18 protein-coding genes and 3 pseudogenes are annotated in these 18,346 nt (G+C 56.8%); 6 read left to right on the forward strand and 15 right to left on the reverse strand.

Going from position 1 to position 18,346, the window contains the following annotated elements; genetic code table 11:
• The first annotated feature begins 169 nt into the window (after nucleotides 1-169).
• Entirely contained in the window at nucleotides 170-1,039 is an 870-nt protein-coding gene (locus AC1DXW_RS29030) for an isocitrate lyase/PEP mutase family protein (RefSeq protein WP_477760786.1), read from the forward strand.
• 256 nt (nucleotides 1,040-1,295) lie between these two features.
• Here AC1DXW_RS29030 and AC1DXW_RS29035 read toward each other — a convergent pair whose 3' ends face one another.
• Nucleotides 1,296-1,676, reverse strand: a complete 381-nt coding sequence (locus AC1DXW_RS29035; RefSeq protein WP_477755631.1) for a winged helix-turn-helix transcriptional regulator — start codon at nucleotides 1,674-1,676, stop codon at nucleotides 1,296-1,298.
• Nucleotides 1,677-1,771: 95 nt separating this feature from the next.
• Between AC1DXW_RS29035 and AC1DXW_RS29040 the strand changes: the two genes are divergently transcribed.
• Together AC1DXW_RS29040 and AC1DXW_RS29045 are read left to right on the forward strand one after the other, a co-directional pair.
• The gene (locus AC1DXW_RS29040; RefSeq protein WP_477755632.1) at nucleotides 1,772-2,179 is read left to right on the forward strand and encodes a DoxX family protein; all 408 of its coding nucleotides are present in this window, start codon (nucleotides 1,772-1,774) and stop codon (nucleotides 2,177-2,179) included.
• A 101-nt stretch (nucleotides 2,180-2,280) separates the two neighbouring features.
• Nucleotides 2,281-2,763 carry an SDR family NAD(P)-dependent oxidoreductase gene (locus AC1DXW_RS29045; RefSeq protein ID WP_477760787.1) on the forward strand — a complete coding sequence of 161 codons (483 nt, stop codon included), beginning with the start codon at nucleotides 2,281-2,283 and terminating at the stop codon, nucleotides 2,761-2,763.
• A 73-nt stretch (nucleotides 2,764-2,836) separates the two neighbouring features.
• On the opposite strand, the gene AC1DXW_RS29050 is transcribed toward AC1DXW_RS29045, so the two are convergent.
• The 3 genes from AC1DXW_RS29050 to AC1DXW_RS29060 form a co-directional block, all read right to left on the reverse strand.
• Nucleotides 2,837-4,036, reverse strand: coding sequence for an MFS transporter (locus tag AC1DXW_RS29050; RefSeq protein ID WP_477755634.1), 1,200 nt, complete (start codon nucleotides 4,034-4,036; stop codon nucleotides 2,837-2,839).
• A gap of 86 nt (nucleotides 4,037-4,122) precedes the next feature.
• The gene (locus tag AC1DXW_RS29055) at nucleotides 4,123-5,145 is read right to left on the reverse strand and encodes an alpha/beta hydrolase (RefSeq protein WP_477760788.1); all 1,023 of its coding nucleotides are present in this window, start codon (nucleotides 5,143-5,145) and stop codon (nucleotides 4,123-4,125) included.
• Nucleotides 5,146-5,199: 54 nt separating this feature from the next.
• Nucleotides 5,200-6,249, reverse strand: a complete 1,050-nt coding sequence (locus AC1DXW_RS29060) for an NAD(P)-dependent alcohol dehydrogenase (RefSeq protein ID WP_477755636.1) — start codon at nucleotides 6,247-6,249, stop codon at nucleotides 5,200-5,202.
• 165 nt (nucleotides 6,250-6,414) lie between these two features.
• Here AC1DXW_RS29060 and AC1DXW_RS29065 point away from each other — a divergent pair, with 165 nt between their 5' ends.
• Nucleotides 6,415-7,332, forward strand: a complete 918-nt coding sequence (locus AC1DXW_RS29065; protein WP_477755637.1) for an AraC family transcriptional regulator — start codon at nucleotides 6,415-6,417, stop codon at nucleotides 7,330-7,332.
• An 88-nt stretch (nucleotides 7,333-7,420) separates the two neighbouring features.
• On the opposite strand, the gene AC1DXW_RS29070 is transcribed toward AC1DXW_RS29065, so the two are convergent.
• Nucleotides 7,421-7,615: a hypothetical protein gene (locus tag AC1DXW_RS29070; protein WP_477755638.1), complete on the reverse strand. Its 195-nt coding sequence runs from the start codon at nucleotides 7,613-7,615 to the stop codon at nucleotides 7,421-7,423.
• Nucleotides 7,616-7,890: 275 nt separating this feature from the next.
• On the opposite strand from AC1DXW_RS29070, the gene AC1DXW_RS29075 reads away from it, so the two are divergent.
• The gene (locus AC1DXW_RS29075) at nucleotides 7,891-8,427 is read left to right on the forward strand and encodes a dihydrofolate reductase family protein (protein ID WP_477755639.1); all 537 of its coding nucleotides are present in this window, start codon (nucleotides 7,891-7,893) and stop codon (nucleotides 8,425-8,427) included.
• A 152-nt stretch (nucleotides 8,428-8,579) separates the two neighbouring features.
• On the opposite strand, the gene AC1DXW_RS29080 is transcribed toward AC1DXW_RS29075, so the two are convergent.
• The 8 genes and pseudogenes from AC1DXW_RS29080 to AC1DXW_RS29115 form a co-directional block, all read right to left on the reverse strand.
• A complete protein-coding gene (locus AC1DXW_RS29080; protein ID WP_046031503.1) occupies nucleotides 8,580-9,344 on the reverse strand; it encodes an ABC transporter ATP-binding protein in 765 nt (254 codons plus the stop codon).
• A gap of 16 nt (nucleotides 9,345-9,360) precedes the next feature.
• Nucleotides 9,361-10,071, reverse strand: coding sequence for an ABC transporter permease (locus AC1DXW_RS29085; protein WP_477760789.1), 711 nt, complete (start codon nucleotides 10,069-10,071; stop codon nucleotides 9,361-9,363).
• The gene (locus AC1DXW_RS29090; RefSeq protein ID WP_477756849.1) at nucleotides 10,068-10,796 is read right to left on the reverse strand and encodes an ABC transporter permease; all 729 of its coding nucleotides are present in this window, start codon (nucleotides 10,794-10,796) and stop codon (nucleotides 10,068-10,070) included. The genes AC1DXW_RS29085 and AC1DXW_RS29090 overlap by 4 nt, the downstream gene beginning before the upstream one ends.
• A gap of 55 nt (nucleotides 10,797-10,851) precedes the next feature.
• Complete coding sequence (locus AC1DXW_RS29095) at nucleotides 10,852-11,634, reverse strand: transporter substrate-binding domain-containing protein (protein WP_477756848.1); 783 nt, start codon at nucleotides 11,632-11,634, stop codon at nucleotides 10,852-10,854.
• Between the two features lie 658 nt (nucleotides 11,635-12,292).
• A complete protein-coding gene (locus AC1DXW_RS29100) occupies nucleotides 12,293-13,681 on the reverse strand; it encodes a DUF1254 domain-containing protein (RefSeq protein ID WP_477755501.1) in 1,389 nt (462 codons plus the stop codon).
• Between the two features lie 487 nt (nucleotides 13,682-14,168).
• Nucleotides 14,169-14,357: pseudogene (locus AC1DXW_RS29105) on the reverse strand (transporter); the annotation flags it as partial.
• Between the two features lie 115 nt (nucleotides 14,358-14,472).
• Nucleotides 14,473-15,954: a DUF1254 domain-containing protein gene (locus tag AC1DXW_RS29110; RefSeq protein ID WP_477760790.1), complete on the reverse strand. Its 1,482-nt coding sequence runs from the start codon at nucleotides 15,952-15,954 to the stop codon at nucleotides 14,473-14,475.
• A 144-nt stretch (nucleotides 15,955-16,098) separates the two neighbouring features.
• Nucleotides 16,099-16,245, reverse strand: a pseudogene (locus tag AC1DXW_RS29115) (transporter); the annotation flags it as partial.
• A 363-nt stretch (nucleotides 16,246-16,608) separates the two neighbouring features.
• Here AC1DXW_RS29115 and gbdR point away from each other — a divergent pair.
• The gene (gene gbdR / locus AC1DXW_RS29120; RefSeq protein WP_477755498.1) at nucleotides 16,609-17,712 is read left to right on the forward strand and encodes a choline metabolism transcriptional regulator GbdR; all 1,104 of its coding nucleotides are present in this window, start codon (nucleotides 16,609-16,611) and stop codon (nucleotides 17,710-17,712) included.
• A 109-nt stretch (nucleotides 17,713-17,821) separates the two neighbouring features.
• Here gbdR and AC1DXW_RS29125 read toward each other — a convergent pair.
• Both AC1DXW_RS29125 and AC1DXW_RS29130 read right to left on the reverse strand, forming a co-directional pair.
• A pseudogene (locus tag AC1DXW_RS29125) lies at nucleotides 17,822-18,016 on the reverse strand (helix-turn-helix transcriptional regulator); the annotation flags it as partial.
• 59 nt (nucleotides 18,017-18,075) lie between these two features.
• On the reverse strand, nucleotides 18,076-18,346 hold a 271-nt coding region (locus tag AC1DXW_RS29130; protein ID WP_477760791.1), incomplete at its 5' end, for an NAD(P)(+) transhydrogenase (Re/Si-specific) subunit beta.

The raw sequence follows: 18,346 nt of genomic DNA on the forward strand, positions 1-18,346 counted from the left end.
TCAAAAGATCGTCCGAACGCGGCCCGAACCTTCGGCAGCCCCTACAGATATTTCGTTATATGTGTTCCCCGGAATTCCGTGAAGAACCTATTTTTTGCGTGATAGTCTCGCCGCACTTTTGAGTTGGCACTGATCGTTCACGCGATGACGGCCACAGTGAGGAGCGATCATGCCCAGAGTTTCCCACCCAGCATTACGCCGTTCGTTTCGCGAGCTGCTGGCATCCAGTAACTGTTTCCAGACGGCTTCAGTCTTTGATCCGATGTCAGCACGCATTGCCGCCGATCTCGGATTTGAAGTGGGTATTCTGGGTGGATCAGTTGCATCTCTGCAGGTTCTGACTGCACCAGACTTCGCACTCATTACCCTGTCTGAATTTGTCGAACAAACGGCCAGAATAGGCCGTGTGGCGCAGTTGCCTGTCATAGCTGACGCCGATCACGGTTACGGAAATGCACTCAACGTCATGCGAACTGTCCAGGAGTTGGAGCGCGCAGGAATAGCGGCACTCACGATTGAAGACACCTTCCTTCCGGCGCAATTCGGGYGTAAATCAACAGACCTCATCAGCACTGAAGAGGGCGTCGGCAAAGTGCGGGCCGCACTGGAAGCACGCGTTGATCCGGAGCTTTCGATTATTGCTCGAACCAACGCATCAGTCCTGCCAGTGCATGAGGTCATTCACCGAATGCACGCTTATCAACGGGCCGGCGCGGATGGCATTTGTATTGTTGGCATCCAGGACTTTGCGCACCTCGAACAGATCGTGGAGCACATCACGATTCCACTGATGTTGGTCACTTACGGAAACCCGAGACTCAACGACAACGAACGCTTGGCCAAGCTAGGAGTGCGAATCATTGTTGCAGGTCATGGTGCTTATTTCGCCTCCATTAAAGCGACCTATGACTGCCTTCGTGAACAACGCCAGCTCACTCGCAACACATCGAACTTAAGCGCTACCGAACTGGCCTACACCTACACGTTGCCGGAAACATATTTGAATTGGGCCAGGGACTTCATGGATGTTCAGGCGTGATGAAAATCTCCTGATCAGCTTTTTACCCACTGCTCTGCCTACAGGTTTCTCCCTGCTTGAATCCGCAAGCATGATTTGCGTGCCGAGAAGAGCACTCGCACTCATGCGGTTTGGTCACCCTCGGTTACGTATTCAGCAGTTTGCTTGCGGAGCGATCTGGGAGCTTTTTTCTTCTCAACAAAGCGCTCTAAGTATTCTCACCTTGATTAGCGCAGACCTGCTCGGGAGCGGTTAATCGGGTAACAACATTCAATGTCTAACTGCTTCTGGGTTTACGACCGCGCGAGCTTGGTTTCACCGGAACGCTTTTCCCATACTCGCTCCACCATAACGCGAGTGCTTCCATCGTTGGCCCGAGTGCACGGGCCTTTGCCGTCATCTCATATTCGACGCGCGGGGGCACTTGCGCGAAGACTGTTCGCGACACCAGGCCATCGTTTTCGAGTTCACGAAGTTGTGCCGTCAGCATGTGCTGGGTGATGCCGCTGATCGCCTTGCGAAGTTCTCCGAAGCGATAGATTCGCTGGTTCAACAACCACATGATTTCCAGCTTCCACTTGCCTGAGAGCAGCGCAAATGCACGGCGCATTTCCTCGTGCATATTGATCTGATCGTCATCAATAGTCTGGTTTTCCATACTAAGCACCACTTTTTCATCCTACTTGTCGCTTTTCATATTAGGCGACATCTTTGACCTAAGTCGACGCATTAACGCTTGCTTAGGAAAACCCCATGATTGAAATCTACATTTATTGGATCAGTACGACACTGCTGTCGTTGTTGTATCTGGCCTCGGCGACTCTGTACCTGGTTAAAAGGGAATGGGTTCGTCAAGCACTCGCCGACCTCGGCTACCCCGCCAATCTGATGTCGATGCTCATTGCAGTGAAGATTCTGGCGGTGGTCGCCATTGTGTTGCGGATCAATGTGTCGCTTAGCGACCTGGCCTACGCCGGCATGCTTTATCACCTGCTGCTCTCAGCGTTTGCGCATATCAATGTCCGCAAGCCTGGTGGAGCCTTGCCGGCGGTTATCTGCCTCGTGTTGCTGATCGCTTCTTTCTTGACTCAAAACGCTGCTCATGACGTGCAGTCACCCTACGGGCAAGTAACAACGGCACATTTAATAACCCCCACATAACTGGAGATCAACATGTCCCGACTCAATGGAAAAGTAGCCATGGTCACTGGCGCCGGTCGTGGTATTGGCCGCGCTACTGCCCAGCTGTTTGCAGGATCCTGGTGAACAATGCCTTCGACCCCTGCGCCGTCTTCTCATCGGTTCTCGATCTGTCAGCCGAGCAATTGCAACGCAATCTGGAAATGGGGCCGATTGCCTATCTGCGGACGATGCAAGCCTGCTACCCACACCTTAAAGCCAGCGGGGAGGGTAGAGTCATCAACTTTGCATCGTTGGCCGGTGTCATCGGCTTGCAGGGTTATGCCCCTTACAACATGGCAAAGGAGGCGGTGCGTGCCTTGACTCGCTCGGCGGCAAGGGAGTGGGGCGCAGACAAGATCACGGTGAACAATGTCATGCCGGTTGCGGACACTTGGGGGGCTGCTGCCAATGCGCCCGCACCCACCAATGCACTTGGCCGTTATGGATCGCCCGAAGAGGACATTGCGCCGGTCGTGCTGTTCCTTGCCAGCAAGGATGCGCAGTTCCTGACGGGTTACAGTCTTACCCCTGACGGTGGCCAAATCATCGACAGCGCACGCTGACGGTCACGTCCAGTTTCCGAGCGCATGCTCAACCGAAACCACAAGACATGCCTTGGCGTGTCTTGCGGTTATTTCAAGCAATGCTGACCGATGCAACAGGCTCCCGCGATGCTGCGCGTGCAGCCAGGAAGGCAAGAACGGCCGCCACACCTAGCAAAGTGGCGCTCAATTCGAAGGTCGCTTGATAGCCGCTCGAGTCGAAGACCAGCCCGCCAACGGTTGCGCCAGACGCAATAGCGAGTTGGATGATCGCCACCATTAAACCGCCTCCCGCTTCAGCTGCGTCTGGCAACGTTCTCGCCAGCCATGTCCACCATCCCACGGGCGCTGCAGTCGCAACCAGTCCCCATGCGCCAAGCAAGACGGTCGTGGTGGTCGCCGAGCTACCGAATGAAACAAGCGCCAGTGCAATCATCGCCATGAAGATCGGGATGACGATGAGGGTTCGATGCAGGCCATTTTTCAAGAACGCTTCAATCAGGAAGGTTCCGGCAAGTCCCGCCAGGCCCAGAACGAGCAACATAAAAGACAGCATGGAGACACTGACGTGCGTGACCGTTTCAAGGAATGGGCGCAAATAGGTAAACAGCATGAACTGGCCCATGAAAAACACACTGACCGCCACCATGCCTAGTGCGACCGGTACGCTTTTCATCAACCTGAAGACGTTTCCAGTGCCTGAACCGCTTTGCGATTTCATCGGTGGAAGGCTTACAGACAGCCATACACAAGCGACTATCGCGACTGGGATGACGCACAAGAATGCACCGCGCCAGCCAATCAAGGCGCCGAGAAAGCTGCCCAATGGCGCTGCAATCACAGTCGCCAAAGCGTTGCCGCCGTTGACGATTGCCATGGCGCGAGTGATCTGGTCGTCAGGCACCAGGCGCATGGCGGTTGCCGCCGACAATGACCAGAAGCCACCTATCGCAATACCGATCAGCGCGCGGCCGATCATGAACACCCAGTAGTTCGGGGCGAACGCGACCACTGTTCCAGAAAGGATCATCAACAGCGTCAGTGAAAGAAGCAGCGGTTTACGGTCGACCCGCGCTGCCACCAGCGGGATAAGAAGGCTGGTGAATAAGGCAAACAGCCCCGAAACGGAAATGCCCTGACCGGCTTGTCCTTCGGTGATATGCAGATCGGCGGCAATGGGTGTCAGCAGGCTGACGGGCATGAATTCCGATGCCACCAGCACGAAGGCGGCGAGCGACATGGCGAATACGGCACCCCATGATTTATGGGGCACTGGGGTGGTGTGATCAGTCATTGTTTGAATCCTGTATTGCGCGAAGCGTCGTAGCCCCGAGGACGAGGCTACGAGAGAAGCGATGCCCGGCCAGGGCACCGAACGGGCTACTTAAGGTTGCTTTTGAAGAACGTGGTCAACTTGGCGAATGGAATGAGGTTGACCCGGTCGTAGAGATCGACGTGGTTGGCGCCCGGAACGATGACCAGTTCTTTAGGCTCCGCTGCACGCTTGTAGGCATCTTCACTGTATTCACGAGAATGAGCCTCGACGCCCGTGATCAAGAGAAGTGGACGTGGCGAAATAGTCTCGATGTCTTCGAACGGGTAGAAATTGTAGAACTTCGCATTGGTGGTCAGTGTCGGCATGGTGGACGTCTGCGGCGATGCGCCGGCAGGGGTGACTTCACCGCGAGGAGTGCGATAGAAATCAAAAAACTCATCGCCTATCGCATTGCCTGTGAGCTTCAACGGGGCACCGGCGGTGTACTGGGTAGCGCCGCCAGTGAATTCCACATAGCGTTGTTCTGCAGCTTCGGCGAGTGCCGTGCGTTTCTGCTCTGGGGTCGTCGAATGACCCAAACCTTTGCGGTATAGGTCGCCGTGGTTGTACATGCTGACTGTTGCGATTGCCTTCAGTCGAGGGTCGATCTTGGCCGCGCTGATGACGAAGGCGCCGCTGCCGCAAATGCCGATGATGCCGATGCGCTCACGGTTAACGAAAGGCCGTGTGCCCAGGAAATCCACCGCCGCGCTGAAGTCCTCGGCGTAGATGTCCGGTGACACGGCTTGACGGGGCTGCCCCTCGCTTTCACCCCAGAACGAAAGATCAATCGCCAATGTCACGAAACCTTGCTCGGCGAGCTTCTGGGCATACAGGTTGGAGCTCTGTTCTTTCACCGCGCCCATTGGGTGCCCTACGATGATCGCGGGGTTCTTGATCTTGGGATCCACTCCTTTAGGAATGTAGAGGTTCCCTACAACGTTCATCTTGTATTGGTTTTTAAAGGTGACCTTTTCTGCGATGACCTTCTCGCTTTTGTAGAAGTTGTCAGCACCGTTAGACATGTCAGCTCCCATTGATGAGAAAGAGGCGACAAACAGCCCCAGGGCAAGAAAGAGTCTGTTCATTCGATATTCCTTACTTTTGGATGGAGTCCATTTGCGTTCTTGAATCTGAGGCTCTCAATCAACCAATGTGGAGTTGTCGATCACAAAGCGGTACTTGACGTCGCCCTTGAGCATCCGTTCATAGGACTCATTGATCTGATCGGCCCGCACCAGTTCGATATCGGAGACGATGCCGTGCTCGGCGCAGAAATCGAGCATCTCCTGTGTTTCGGGGATACCACCAATCATCGAGCCGGCAATCGTTCGGCGTTTCATGATCAGGTTGAATACGTTCGGCGATGGATGTGGCGAGGCGGGCGCACCGACCAGAGTCAGTGCCCCATCACGCTTGAGCAGCACCAGAAACGCATCAAGATCGTGGGGGGCTGCGACGGTGTTGAGAATGAAGTCGAAACTCTTGGTATGTGCAGCCATTTCTTCAGCGTTGCGCGATACGACGACCTCATCGGCGCCTAACGCCTTTGCCGCCTCGCGCTTGGATTCAGAGGTGGTGAACGCCACGACGTGGGCGCCCATCGCATGAGCCAGCTTGATGCCCATGTGGCCCAGGCCACCGATGCCGACCACGCCTATTTTCTTGCCTGGGCCGGCGTTCCAGTGGCGCAGAGGGGAGTAGGTAGTGATGCCCGCGCACAGCAGCGGAGCGACGGCAGCCAGTTGTGCCTCGGGATGGCGGATGCGCAACACGTAGCGCTCATGCACCACGATGTTTTGCGAGTAGCCGCCCAGCGTCCAGCCGGGTGCGTCCGGTGTCGGAAAGTTGTAGGTGCCGACCATTGCGTCGCAGTAGTTTTCCAGGCCTGTCTCACAGTCGTCACAGTGTTTACAGCTGTCGACAATGCAGCCGACACCGACCAGATCGCCGACTTTGAAATCCGCAACATGCGCGCCCACCGCCGATACACGGCCGACAATTTCGTGACCCGGTACGCAGGGAAATTGCGTGCCTGCCCACTCGGCACGCACTTGGTGCAAATCTGAATGGCAGATGCCACAGAAGGCGATATCGATCTGAACATCATGGGCTGCAGGCGTTCGGCGGTTGATCTGCATTGGCTCAAGGGGTTTGTCGCCCGCGTGAGCACCGTAGGCTTTGACAAGCATGGGAGCATCCTCGATGGGTTTGTCGGTTGAACATTCTCCCGCTCTGCCCAGACCCTCTGTAGTGCATTGCGCTGGATTACTTGCCTGATTCTATGAGTCTCTGTTTTTTTGCAGGACGGTCGTGAGTTGGCGAGTTAGAGTTCAGGGAAGAGGTACAAGACGAATATGACGAACAAACCCGACACCGCTCCTCAACAGTTATCGCCACAAGAAGCGCTTGCGCAGATCATCGGCGCGCAGATCTCCAAACCAGGTGATTATGCAACGGCCATTGCAGGCCTCGTTTTTTTCAGGCGCGAACATCCAGCACCGCCCATCGTTTGCATGGTCGAGCCAAGCATCATCCTTGTCGCCCGAGGTGAGAAACAGCTCTGGGTAGGTGGCGAGGGCTACCCCTACGACACGTCGCGGTTTCTGATCACCTCATTGGATTTGCCTGCAAATTCAGAAGTGCTGACGGCAAGCCCGGAACAACCATGCCTGGGGCTGACCTTGAAACTCGATCTGCGCATGCTGGCTGAGCTGATAGCGCAAAGTGACCTGCCACCAACCCGTGATCGATCAGTTGCAAAGGGGGTAGGAATTGGCTCAGTGACCCCAGCGATGCTGGCCTCATTCGAGCGTTTATTGGCCCTGCTCGATGAGCCGGAGTCCATCCCTGTTCTTGCCCCCTTGATCCAGCGCGAGATTCACTACCGTCTCCTGCAGAGTGATCAGGCGAGCCGGCTTCGACAAATAACGTCTGTCGATGGCCAGGGTTATCGGATCGCGAAAGCCATCGATTGGTTGAAGTTGAATTACACCTTGGCGCTTCGCATCGATGAGCTTGCAGCCCGTGTGCAGATGAGCACTCCGACCTTTCACCACCACTTCCGCCAACTCACCGCAATGAGCCCCTTGCAGTACCAAAAATGGCTGCGACTGAATGAAGCAAGACGGTTGATGCTCAATGAACACCAGGACGTATCCAGCGCCGCTTTCAAGGTCGGCTATGAAAGCCCATCCCAGTTCAGCCGCGAATACAGCCGTCTGTTTGGCGTCCCCCCCAAGAGGGATATTGCGGTGTTGCGAGGGCAGGGGTAGCAACATCAATCCGTACAAGAGAGGCGATTGATGATGGCTTCATTTGCCGACTGCTCCATGCCTGGTTCAGCCAGGGAAGCTGGAGGAGTCAAGGCTTTTGTAGACGCACTTGCTTTTCAACCTCGCTGGCAATGTGTGTCTCCACGTTCTCCACCGAGCGGGCAAGTTCGACAAAATCAGATGCCTCCCACAAACCTTCTGCAGCACCACGCGAATCCATAAAACTGCGATTAAGTGCCGAGATGGGCTTGCACGTGCTCGCCGACAACTTGAAACGGGTCATGAAAGTCATCGGTGCCGACAGCTGGATGAAGACACTGTCGACCTGGAAAAATCCGGTTTTGATCCATCCCAAAGGCTGTAAAACAGCGCTGACGGATTGTTACAACTCATGGCTTCGATCGGGCGATCGCTCAACCAACGAACGTCGATGTTCCAATTCGGTGAGCCCGTTGCTCCTCTTTGAGGGCCGCACCTATGAGAGGTAGCAATCGAAGGTGAGCCTTATTAGGCTTATGATCATGCATTGACATACACCGTATAAATAAGGGGCACCTGATGTCCACTGCACATGTTTTCATCGCCACCAGTCTGGATGGCTTCATCGCCCGGCCCGATGGCGACATCGACTGGCTTTTGCAGCGCGATGATCAGTCCGAGGATCATGGCTACTCAGATTTCATCGCCGACAAAGATGTAATCGTAATGGGGCGGGGAAGCTATGAGAAAGTGCTGACCTTCGACACATGGTTTTACGACCGACCCGTGGTGGTGCTGTCTGGACAGCTGGCCGATTCGCCGGTGCCCGAGGCGCTGAAGGGCAAGCTACGCTTTTCCAACCTCGCACCCCGGGAGGTGATGGAGGAGCTTGCGAGGCAAGGCATGCGTCGGGTCTATGTCGATGGCGGGCAGTTGGTGCAATCATTCCTGCGCGATGGATTGATCGCCGATATGGTGATCACTACCGTTCCCGTACTGATCGGGTCGGGTAGGCCATTGTTCGGGGGCCTTCAGCAGGATGTTGACTTGAAACTGTTATCCAGCCGCTGCTTTCCTTCGGGGTTGGTGCAGTCCACCTATCGGCTGGCCCCATGACCCACCCGCGTGGACTTCCTGACCAAGGCAAGGGCAAGGGCAAAGGGCGCGCATCGTGCCCCCGCCCTGGATCTAATGGGTCCTTTGGAGGCACCCTGAAGGGTTGAGCCAGCGCCTTCGAGCGACCCTGCGGTTGCTCGAAGGCAGTCTGGTTACTTCAGGTTGCCGCTGAGGAACTGCTGCAGACGCTCACTTTTAGGGTTACCCAATACGTCCTCGGGCGCACCCTGCTCTTCGACCCGCCCCTGGTGCAGGAACAGCACCTGGTTCGACACTTTGCGCGCAAAGCTCATTTCGTGGGTCACCATGATCATGGTGCGGCCTTCTTCGGCCAGCCCCTGGATCACCTTGAGCACTTCTCCCACCAGTTCCGGGTCCAGGGCCGAAGTCGGCTCGTCGAACAGCATGATCTCCGGTTCCATGCTCAGGGCACGGGCAATGGCGACCCGTTGCTGCTGACCACCCGAGAGAAACGCCGGGTATTGATCGGCCACCCGTGCCGGCAAACCGACCTTGTCCAGGTAGCGCCGGGCGCGATCCTCTGCGTCCTTCTTGCTGACGCCCAGCACCCGGCGTGGGGCCATGGTGATGTTCTCGAGCACGGTCATGTGGCTCCACAGGTTGAAGTGCTGGAACACCATCGCCAGGCGGGTGCGGATGCGTTGCAGTTCATTGGCGTCGGCCACGCGCATGCCGTGGCGGTCATGGACCATTTGAATCGGCTGGTTGTCCAGGCTCATGGCGCCGTCATTGGGCGTTTCCAGGAAGTTGATGCAACGCAGAAAGGTGCTCTTGCCCGAACCACTGGCGCCAATCAGGCTGATCACATCGCCGGTCTTGGCGTTTAGCGAAACGCCCTTGAGGACTTCATGGTTGCCATAACTTTTGTGCAGGTTTTCAACGGTCAGTTTGTACATGAACAAGCATCCTGAATTAGTGAGCCGGGCCGAGGAAAGACAACCAACGGCGTTCAGCCAGGCGGAACAGGCCGACCAGAGAGAAAGTGACTGCCAGGTAGATCAACGCGGCGATGCCGAACGACTGGAAGGTCAGGAAGGTCGCCGAGTTGGCGTCCCGTGCGACTTTCAGGATGTCCGGGATGGTCGCGGTGAAGGCCACGGTGGTCGAGTGCAGCATCAGGATCACTTCGTTGCTGTAGTACGGCAACGAGCGACGCAAGGCCGACGGCATGATCACGTAGGCATACAGCCTCCAGCCGGTCAGTCCGTAAGCCTTGGCGGCCTCGACTTCGCCGTGGTTCATGCTGCGAATGGCTCCGGCGAAGATCTCCGTGGTGTAGGCGCAGGTGTTCAGGGCGAAGGCCAGGATGGTGCAGTTCATCGCATCGCGAAAGAACGCATCCAGCACGGGCTGAGCACGCACGGCGGCCAGGCTGTAAATGCCGGTGTAGCAAATCAGCAGCTGAATATAGAGAGGCGTACCGCGGAACAGGTAGGTGTAGAACTGCACCGGCCAGCGCACCCAGACATTGGTCGAGACCCGGGCAATCGACAGCGGGATCGACATCACGAAGCCGAAGAAGATCGAGGCACTGAGCAGCCAGAGGGTCATGGCCAGCCCGGTGATGTGATTGCCGTCCTGGAACAGGAAAGGTTTCCAGTATTCCTGCAGTAGCTCGATCATCGCACGGCCTCCCGGGTGCCTGCGGCGTAGAAGATTTCCATCCGGCGCAAGACGTAGTTCGAAACGGTGGTGATCACCAGATAGATCAAGGCGGCCAGAATCAGGAAGAAGAACAGCTGATAGGAGCTCTTGCCCGCGTCCTGGGCCACCTTGACCAGATCGGCCAGGCCAATGATCGACACCAGCGCGGTGGCCTTGAGGATCACCATCCAGTTATTACCGATGCCCGGCAGGGCAAAACGCATCATTTGCGGGAACACCACCAGGCGAAAGCGCTGAGCGCGGGTCAGGCCGTAGGCGGTAGCCGCTTCCATCTGCCCTCGCGGTACGGCGAGGATGGCGCCACGGAAGGTTTCGGTGAAATAAGCCCCGTAGATGAAGCCCAGGGTAATGACCCCGGCGCTAAAGGGATTGATTTCGATGTATTCCCATTCCATGAAATCGGTCAACGAGGTCAGCCAGGTTTGCAGGCTGTAGAAGATCAGCAGCATCAGCACCAGGTCCGGCACCCCGCGGATCAGCGTGGTGTAGGCCTGCGCAGGGACGCGCAGCAGTGCCGATTTCGAAAGCTTGGCGCTGGCGCCGATCAGGCCCAGGCCTACGCTCACCAGCAAGCACAGAAAGGATAATTTGACAGTCATCCAGGAGCCTTGCAGCAACAGCGGGCCGAAGCCCTTAAGGCTGAAGCCTGACAGCCCCATAATCATCAAGAGGTTTTCTAGCATTGGGCAGCCCTACGTCAATCAAAAAAGTGCCCATCCGGAAATGGGCGCAGGGTCATTATTTGCCGCTGTAGAGATTCAGATCGCCAAAGTGCTTCTGCTGGACGGCCGCATAGGTGCCATTGTCGTGCAGTGCCTGGATACCTTTGTTCAGCAAGGCCTGGAGCTCGGCGTTGCCTTTGGTCAGGCCCACGGCGGTTTTGGCTGGCAGCAGGGGGCTTTCGACCGGCTCGCTGACCTGGAAGTCGGCGCCTGGTGGCGACTTCAGGAAGCCCAGTTCGGCTTGCAGCATGTCCTGGATTGAGGCATCGAGGCGTCCGGAGATCAGGTCAGCGTACACCTGATCCTGGTTGGCGTAGGCCTGGGTCTCTACCCCGGCCTTGTCCAGCACGGCCTTGGCGTAGGCTTCCTGGATGGTGCCTTGCTCGTAGCCGACTTTCTTGCCCTTGAGGGAGGCCGGATCGGTGCCGATGGCCGCGCCTTTCTTGAATACCAGTGCGGTCGGGCCAGAGAACAGCTCGTTTGAGAAATCGATAACTTTCTCACGTGCTGGCGTGGCGGTCATGGAAGAGATCACGCCGTCGAACTTGTTGGCCTTGAGGCCGGGAATCATGCCGTCGAAGTCGCTTTCGACCCACTTGCACTTGACCTTCAGCTCTGCGCAGATCGCGTTACCCAGATCGATATCGAAGCCCACCAGGCTGCCATCGGCGGCCTTGGATTCGAACGGCGCATAAGAGGGGTCGACGCCAAAGCGCAACTCCTTGTACTCCTTGGCCAACGCAGAACCGGCAGCCACACACAAAGCCAATGCAGAAAGTGTGAGAAATGCTTTTTTCATTATTTTATTCCCTGGGACCATCGAAAGCGCTTGTGACGCAAGAGCACGGGTACTGCTTGGCAACATGTCTTATGCACACGCAGATACTTGTACAGACAAGCATATGCAATCACCCGGCCAATTCGCGGATTGGGCGTCTGAGAAAGCGCGTACAGCGCTCTGGGATGGGCTTTTCAGGCAGGTTAGCGCAGGGGGGGAGGCAGCCTGCGAGGCTGTTACCAAAGCAGGTTTTTACACACGATTGGGGTATGCGGTAACAAAGTGTGAGATTGAGGACGCCGGCTTTCCTGGCTCGATCCTTGATGCTCCAGCAGCATCGACGGTCAGAACGACGGAGTGTCATCGTAGGCATTGAGTGGTCATGTGTACGACGAGTTCGACCCGGGGAACATTGTTGTTCTCTGTTGGACGGTGGAAGGATTTACACGGTGCGTTAAGAGCATCGTGAACAGGCTGTGCTCACACTGTCCCCCTCTTGAGGAGGGGTATCCACCCAATTGCGTTGAATCGCGGCATGCGGAGTGCCGTGCAAATAACGCCAAAACAACAAGGTATACGGTTTGCGGCCACCGCCGGCCTTTGGGTAATCACAGCGGACGTAACGCCCCGGTTCAGCGGCGACGCGCCAGCGTCGTCCGCTGCACCGGTCGTCAGGTGCTCAATTGATTTTAACGATCTCGGGCGGACTCCACGTGCCTTTGCCAGGAGGCAGTACGGAAGGGGTTTCCGTCTTCGGCCAATACAGGCGCATCACCATGTAGATCAGATCATTCGGTGCGGGCAGCCAGTTGCCTTCCTTGTCCGCGCCGGGTGAGTCCTTCTGGACGTAGAGCGTCAACGAGCCGTCTGCATTCTTCTTCATGTCGGGTAGCATCGGCGAGTTGATGATGTAGCGATTGATCGGATTCTTGATCAGCAGTTGCGACTTGCCGTCGTACATGGTCACCGACCAGAAGGCGTTGACCGGCGGGAGCTGCCCAGCGGGAAAGGTGATGGTGTAGTTGTGCTTGCTGCCGTCAAGCGGCTTACCATCGGACAGGACCTTGGCCATCGGATACGTCGCCTCTTCGGCGTCGTTGGCATAGATGCCCGCTTGTGCGATGGCGGCACGCTTTAGCCAATCACCATTGTAGAACGCGGCATCACCGCCGGAACTCACGATGTTCCAGCCATTGACCTGCGTGCCGAGATGATTGACTGCATTCTGGACCTTCGTATGCCCAGCCTGCATGCCCTCAACCACTGCGGCCTTTTGCTCGGCGGAGAGTTCCTGGAAGTTAAAGTCCTTGCCGGCGCCAATGCCCATACGGGCCAGCCTCGCGCGGATCGCCACTTCATCCGGTGTGGCCGGGGCAAACTGCAACGCAAAGCCCAGATACTTGAAGAAGTCGGTCTTCACGAGGTCCTTGTCGAACTTCGGAAAGTTGATCGCCGGCGCGGCAGGCGGCGCGGGCTGCTTGAGATAAGCCGATAGCGGCTGGGCCGCATAACCGGACTGGATCTTTTCGACGTTTGGCATGTCCGCCGGATTGAAGAGCTGGGTGCGAAAGATCACGAAGAGGAGTTGTGTACTGGAACGAAACACCTTCTTGATTCCTGGCGGGGTCACACCCTTCCAGTCTGGGCCGACCACCAGGTAATCGCCGGCTTCGCTGCCGGTGGTGCGGCTGCCGATGTAACCTAAGTTGTTGGTGCTGTTATCAATTAGCTGCACCGAGTAGTACCGCGGTTTCTCCACCGTCGGCACCGACAGCACGATCGGCTCGCTACGCAGATCCATAAACATCAAGGAATACGGTGTGTCGCTGTTCGGCGAGACGATGGCCGTGTCCTTGTAGCTAAAGACATTGTGCATGCTGTGAATGTGGTTGAACGGCGCCTTGTACTGGCCGGAGTTCTTGTCCACGGCATAGTCGTACATGGTTGCGTAGTTCATCACGATGGGCAGACCGTAGATGTAGCCTTCCTCGGCGATGGCTTTCGTTTCGGCGGGAGTGATGTCCGCTGCTTGGGCGTGCGTAAATCCAAAGGACGCGAGCAATACCATCGCACAGCCAAATGTTCTCGGTAGTGTGGTTATCATGAACCTGAAACTCCATTTTTCGCATTAGATGATTGAGTCGGCCAGCTAACTGCTAATCAGGCGATATTCAATGTCGCGTTTGCTCACGACTTGATATCTCATAACGCTCCTTGTCTTGCTGTAAGGCTATGTTTTTCCTGATGTTTGTCGACGCGAGCGCGACACTGATCGAGGAGAAACACGACGGATGGCAAGCGCAGACTGCTCGGTCAGTATAAGCAGCAAATCAAACAACGCTGCTGACATGACAGCAACGTGTCCTCTGACTTCTGGCTGGGTAGCGAATTTTCGTGCCAGCCAGCATGGCTAGACACTGATGTGCCCTCCAAGGCGGGAATCCTGATGATCTTGATTCATATCTATCCTCATCAAGGGGGGGCAACGTCTCGAATTTCACCGAGTCGCAGGCGCTCAACCATTCGAGCGCTAAAAGTGAATCTTACGGATAGTTTCACTTAGGAAAGAGTAGTGAGTACGCCACCCGAAAGCCCCAACCGTGTGCACCATCTTCAGGACTGTGCGCCCAGTATCGCGGCCCCGCCTGAAGGCTCATGGGCTGCTTGCCGACTTTGAACAATTGCGTCACGAACAGGTTGATCGGCACATTCCACTCCCTGGCTTCCCAGTCGTAAGTGGATTCTGCTATTCAAGGTCAGACCCAGTGGCCTCAGCCCTTTCGGCAATAGGACCCGCTGGATCTCAGCCTGAGCAAGCGAACGACTGCTTGCCAACTGCAAGCAGTCGCAAGCGTCGCGTTACTTCGATGCCACCACTGCCGGCGGCTGCCAGCTACCGGCGCCAGCGGGAAGAATCGAAGGCTGCGTAGCCTTCGGCCAATACAGGCGCATCACCAGATAGGCCGTGTCGTCAGGCGCCGGCAACCAGTTGGCTTCCTTGGTCTTGCCCGGCGAATCCTTCTGGATGTACAGGGTCAGCGAACCGTCCGCGTTTTTCTTCATGGCCGACAGCATCGGCGAATTGATCAGGTAGCGGTTGAGCGGATTCTTGATCAGCAGCTGGCTCTTGCCGTCGTACATGGTCACCGACCAGAAGGCATTGACCGGTGGCAGCTTGCCGGCGGGGAAGGTGAGCGTGTAGTTGTGCTTGCCGGTATTCAACGTCTGGCCGGTGCCATCGGTACGCGTAATGGGGTACATCGCCTCGGCGGCGTCATTACCGTACAGACCAGCCTTCGCGGCGCCAGCCCGCATCAGCCAGTCGCCTTTGTAGAATGCCTGGTCGCCGAAGAACGCGCCGACGCTCCAGCCGTTGATATTCTTCATTCCGCTCGAGAGGAACTTGTCGACCTTCTCGTCGCCGGCCTTCATCCCGAGCAGGACCACGGCCTTGTGCTCGAGCGAGAGGTCTTTGATTTCGAAGTTCCGGCCGGGGCCTACCCCGATGCTGGCCAGCCTGGCACGGATCTCCTTGTCCTCCGCTGATGCTGGCACATACTGCAGCGCCGCCGACAGGTACTCGAAGAAGTTGGCCTTGATACCTTCCGTGGTAGCCGGCAGGAAATCAATCTTCGACGCAGCGGGCGGCGCGGGTTGATGGAGGAAGGCGGACAGTGGCTGGAGCTTGTAACCCGCCTGCAGCTTCTCGACATTCGGCATGTCGGCTGGATTGAACAACTGGGTGCGGATCAACGTCAGTGCGAAAGGGGTCGTGGAGCTGAACACCTTGTCGATGCCAGGGGGAGTCGCACCCTTCCAGTCGGGGCCTGCAATCAGATAGCTCCCGGGTGCGCTGGCCGTTGCCCGGCTGCCGATGTAACCGTAGTTATAGGTGTTGCCGTCGATCAGTTGCACCGAGTAGTAGCGCTTTTTGGAAACTGCCGGCACGGTGATTACGAGAGGCTCTGCGCGCAGGTCGGCCCAGAGAAAGGAGTACGGCGTGTCGCTGTTGGGTGTAATGATGGCCGTGTCAGCTGGCGTCGCGACCTTATGATCGTTGTGCAGTTGGTTGAAGGGGGCCTTGAACTGGCTGGACCTGGAGTCCACCGCGAACTCGTTCATCACGGCGTAGTTCATGACCAGCGGCAAGCCGTAGATAAAGCCTTCCTCGGCGATCGCCTTGGTCTGCTCGAGACTTGGCGCAGGTACGCCCTTGGCCACATCCGCCTTGTCCGCCTGTGCGATCGGATCGTTCTTGCTCGCACACCCCGCGAAAAGCGTTGAACCCACGACGATGACCGCCGCAGCCATTGTCCAGCCCTTGTTAGAATTCCTTTTCATTTCCACCTCGTTGGTTTTGTGCAAGCTGGCGTCGCGAGTGTTCATGTGAACCGGTTCTGGAAGTGTCTACGTCAATGCCGATGTCGCCGAATTTCGACCAATCCTGCCAATTGACTGTGGCCAGAATAGACCATTGCGTATCCGGTTGCTGGCGATGGTCGAAGGGCCTTGTGCCCGGGCCGCTGCACCGGCATTGGCCAGTCCAACGTTGTCGGTGGCGATTTCGTACAACATCAGGCCACCGGCAACACTGCGGCCACTGGTAAAGACCGGGTATAGGCCGCCATGCACCGTCGCGGCGCATACTTCAGGTTGCTGCAATCACTAACGTCATCGCCCACTGTTCTTTTCGAAAACCGACCTGTGCATGTCGGTAGCAAGCAAGTTGTCGTTTTCGGCCATTCCCTCCCAAAAACGCTACCTTATTGCTCACCGCCAATGAGTAGAGCGGTTGACCACATCTCCTTCGCTTTTAACCTTATCCCTTGCGATCATCGAGATAGAGACATCGGCATGTCGTTTTTTGAACGCATGGAAGGATTCATTGAAGTCAGGTGTGAGTTTTGCAGGTAAATACAAATAGCTCGCCGGACGAGCAATAAAAAGAGCCTGCGCCTGAGGCCGTTTACCCGCTTTGTGTGAGGAGATACCGCGATGACGACGTTCAACTCCGGGGCCCAACCCCAGAACCGTGCGCCTCAATCCATCGGCTTTCTGCTGCTGGACAATTTCACGCTGATTTCCCTGGCGTCCGCCGTGGAACCCCTGCGCATGGCCAACCAGTTGTCCGGTCGCGAGCTGTATCGCTGGACCACGCTCACAGTCGATGGCGGTCAAGTCTGGGCCAGTGACGGTCTGCAGATCACGCCTGACGCCGCCATGCACAAAGCGCCGCCGCTCGACATTGTGATTGTCTGTGGCGGGATCGGAATTCAACGCACGGTGACCCGCGCACACGTGTCATGGCTGCAGAGTCAGGCACGTCAGTCCAAACGCTTGGGTGCGGTGTGCACCGGTAGCTGGGCGCTGGCCGGTGCCGGCTTGCTGGATGGATTCGATTGTAGTGTGCACTGGGAATGCCTGGCGGCGATGCAGGAAGCCTTTCCTCGGGTGAGCATGAGCACCCGGCTGTTCACCCTCGACCGGAACCGCTTCACCAGCTCCGGCGGCACCGCGCCACTGGATATGATGCTGCACCTGATCAGCCGCGATCACGGACGTGAACTGTCGGCCGCCATTTCGGAAATGTTCGTCTACGAGCGCATTCGCAACGAGCAGGATCACCAACGCGTGCCACTCAAGCACATGCTCGGCACCAACCAGCCGAAGTTGCAGGAAATCGTGGCGCTGATGGATGCCAACCTCGAAGAGCCGATCGACCTCGACGAACTGGCGGTGTACGTCGCCGTTTCGCGACGTCAGCTGGAGCGGCTATTCCAGAAGTACCTGCACTGCTCACCGTCGCGCTATTACCTGAAGCTGCGTCTGATCCGCGCCCGGCAATTGCTCAAACAAACGCCGATGTCGATCATCGAAGTGGCGTCGGTCTGTGGTTTCGTGTCCACGCCGCACTTCTCCAAGTGCTACCGCGAGTACTACGGCATTCCGCCACGCGACGAGCGTGTAAGTTCCAACACCACACAACAAGTCGCGATGACGCCGCTGCCACAGGCCCTGGTGCTGTCGCCGTTGTCCGGACCGTTGTCGGCACTGAGCCAGGCGCGCAATGAGTCGACTTTCGCTAGCGTAAGGCTTTAAACCGAGAAGCCATTAAAAGATCGCAGCCGTGGTCGGTTGATGGAGTGATTGTGAGCCGCAGAGTCGCATTGCCCTGCGGCGCCATCACTCTGGTTTGAGTTATCGAATATCAGCTTCGAAATCCAAGCGTCGTTGACGGTGCTTCGCCAAAACGTTTTTTATATTCCTGGGCAAACCGACCCAAGTGGGCAAAGCCCCATTTGAAGGCGATATCGGTTACCGACGCATCATCACTTTGATTGCTCAATTCGAGATGCACCTGCTCCAATCGCAGGTTGCGCAGATAGGCCATGGGCGTGGTATCGCAAAAATCACCCCAGCCTATTAAAGGCCGAGGTTTTTTGGGAGGGCGCTGGAGCATGTTTACTCGACGGCTTTGACCATGTCTTCGATGACCTTTTTCGCGTCGCCGAACACCATCATGGTTTTATCCAGGTAGAACAGCTCGTTGTCCAGACCGGCGTAGCCGCTGGCCATCGAGCGCTTGTTGACGATGATGGTCTTGGCCTTGAACGCCTCGAGGATCGGCATGCCGGCAATCGGCGATTTCGGATCGTTCTTCGCCGCCGGGTTGACCACGTCGTTGGCACCGAGCACCAGCACCACGTCGGCCTGGCCGAACTCGGAGTTGATG

It is taken from the genome of Pseudomonas sp. P4_C4 (assembly GCF_056402055.1).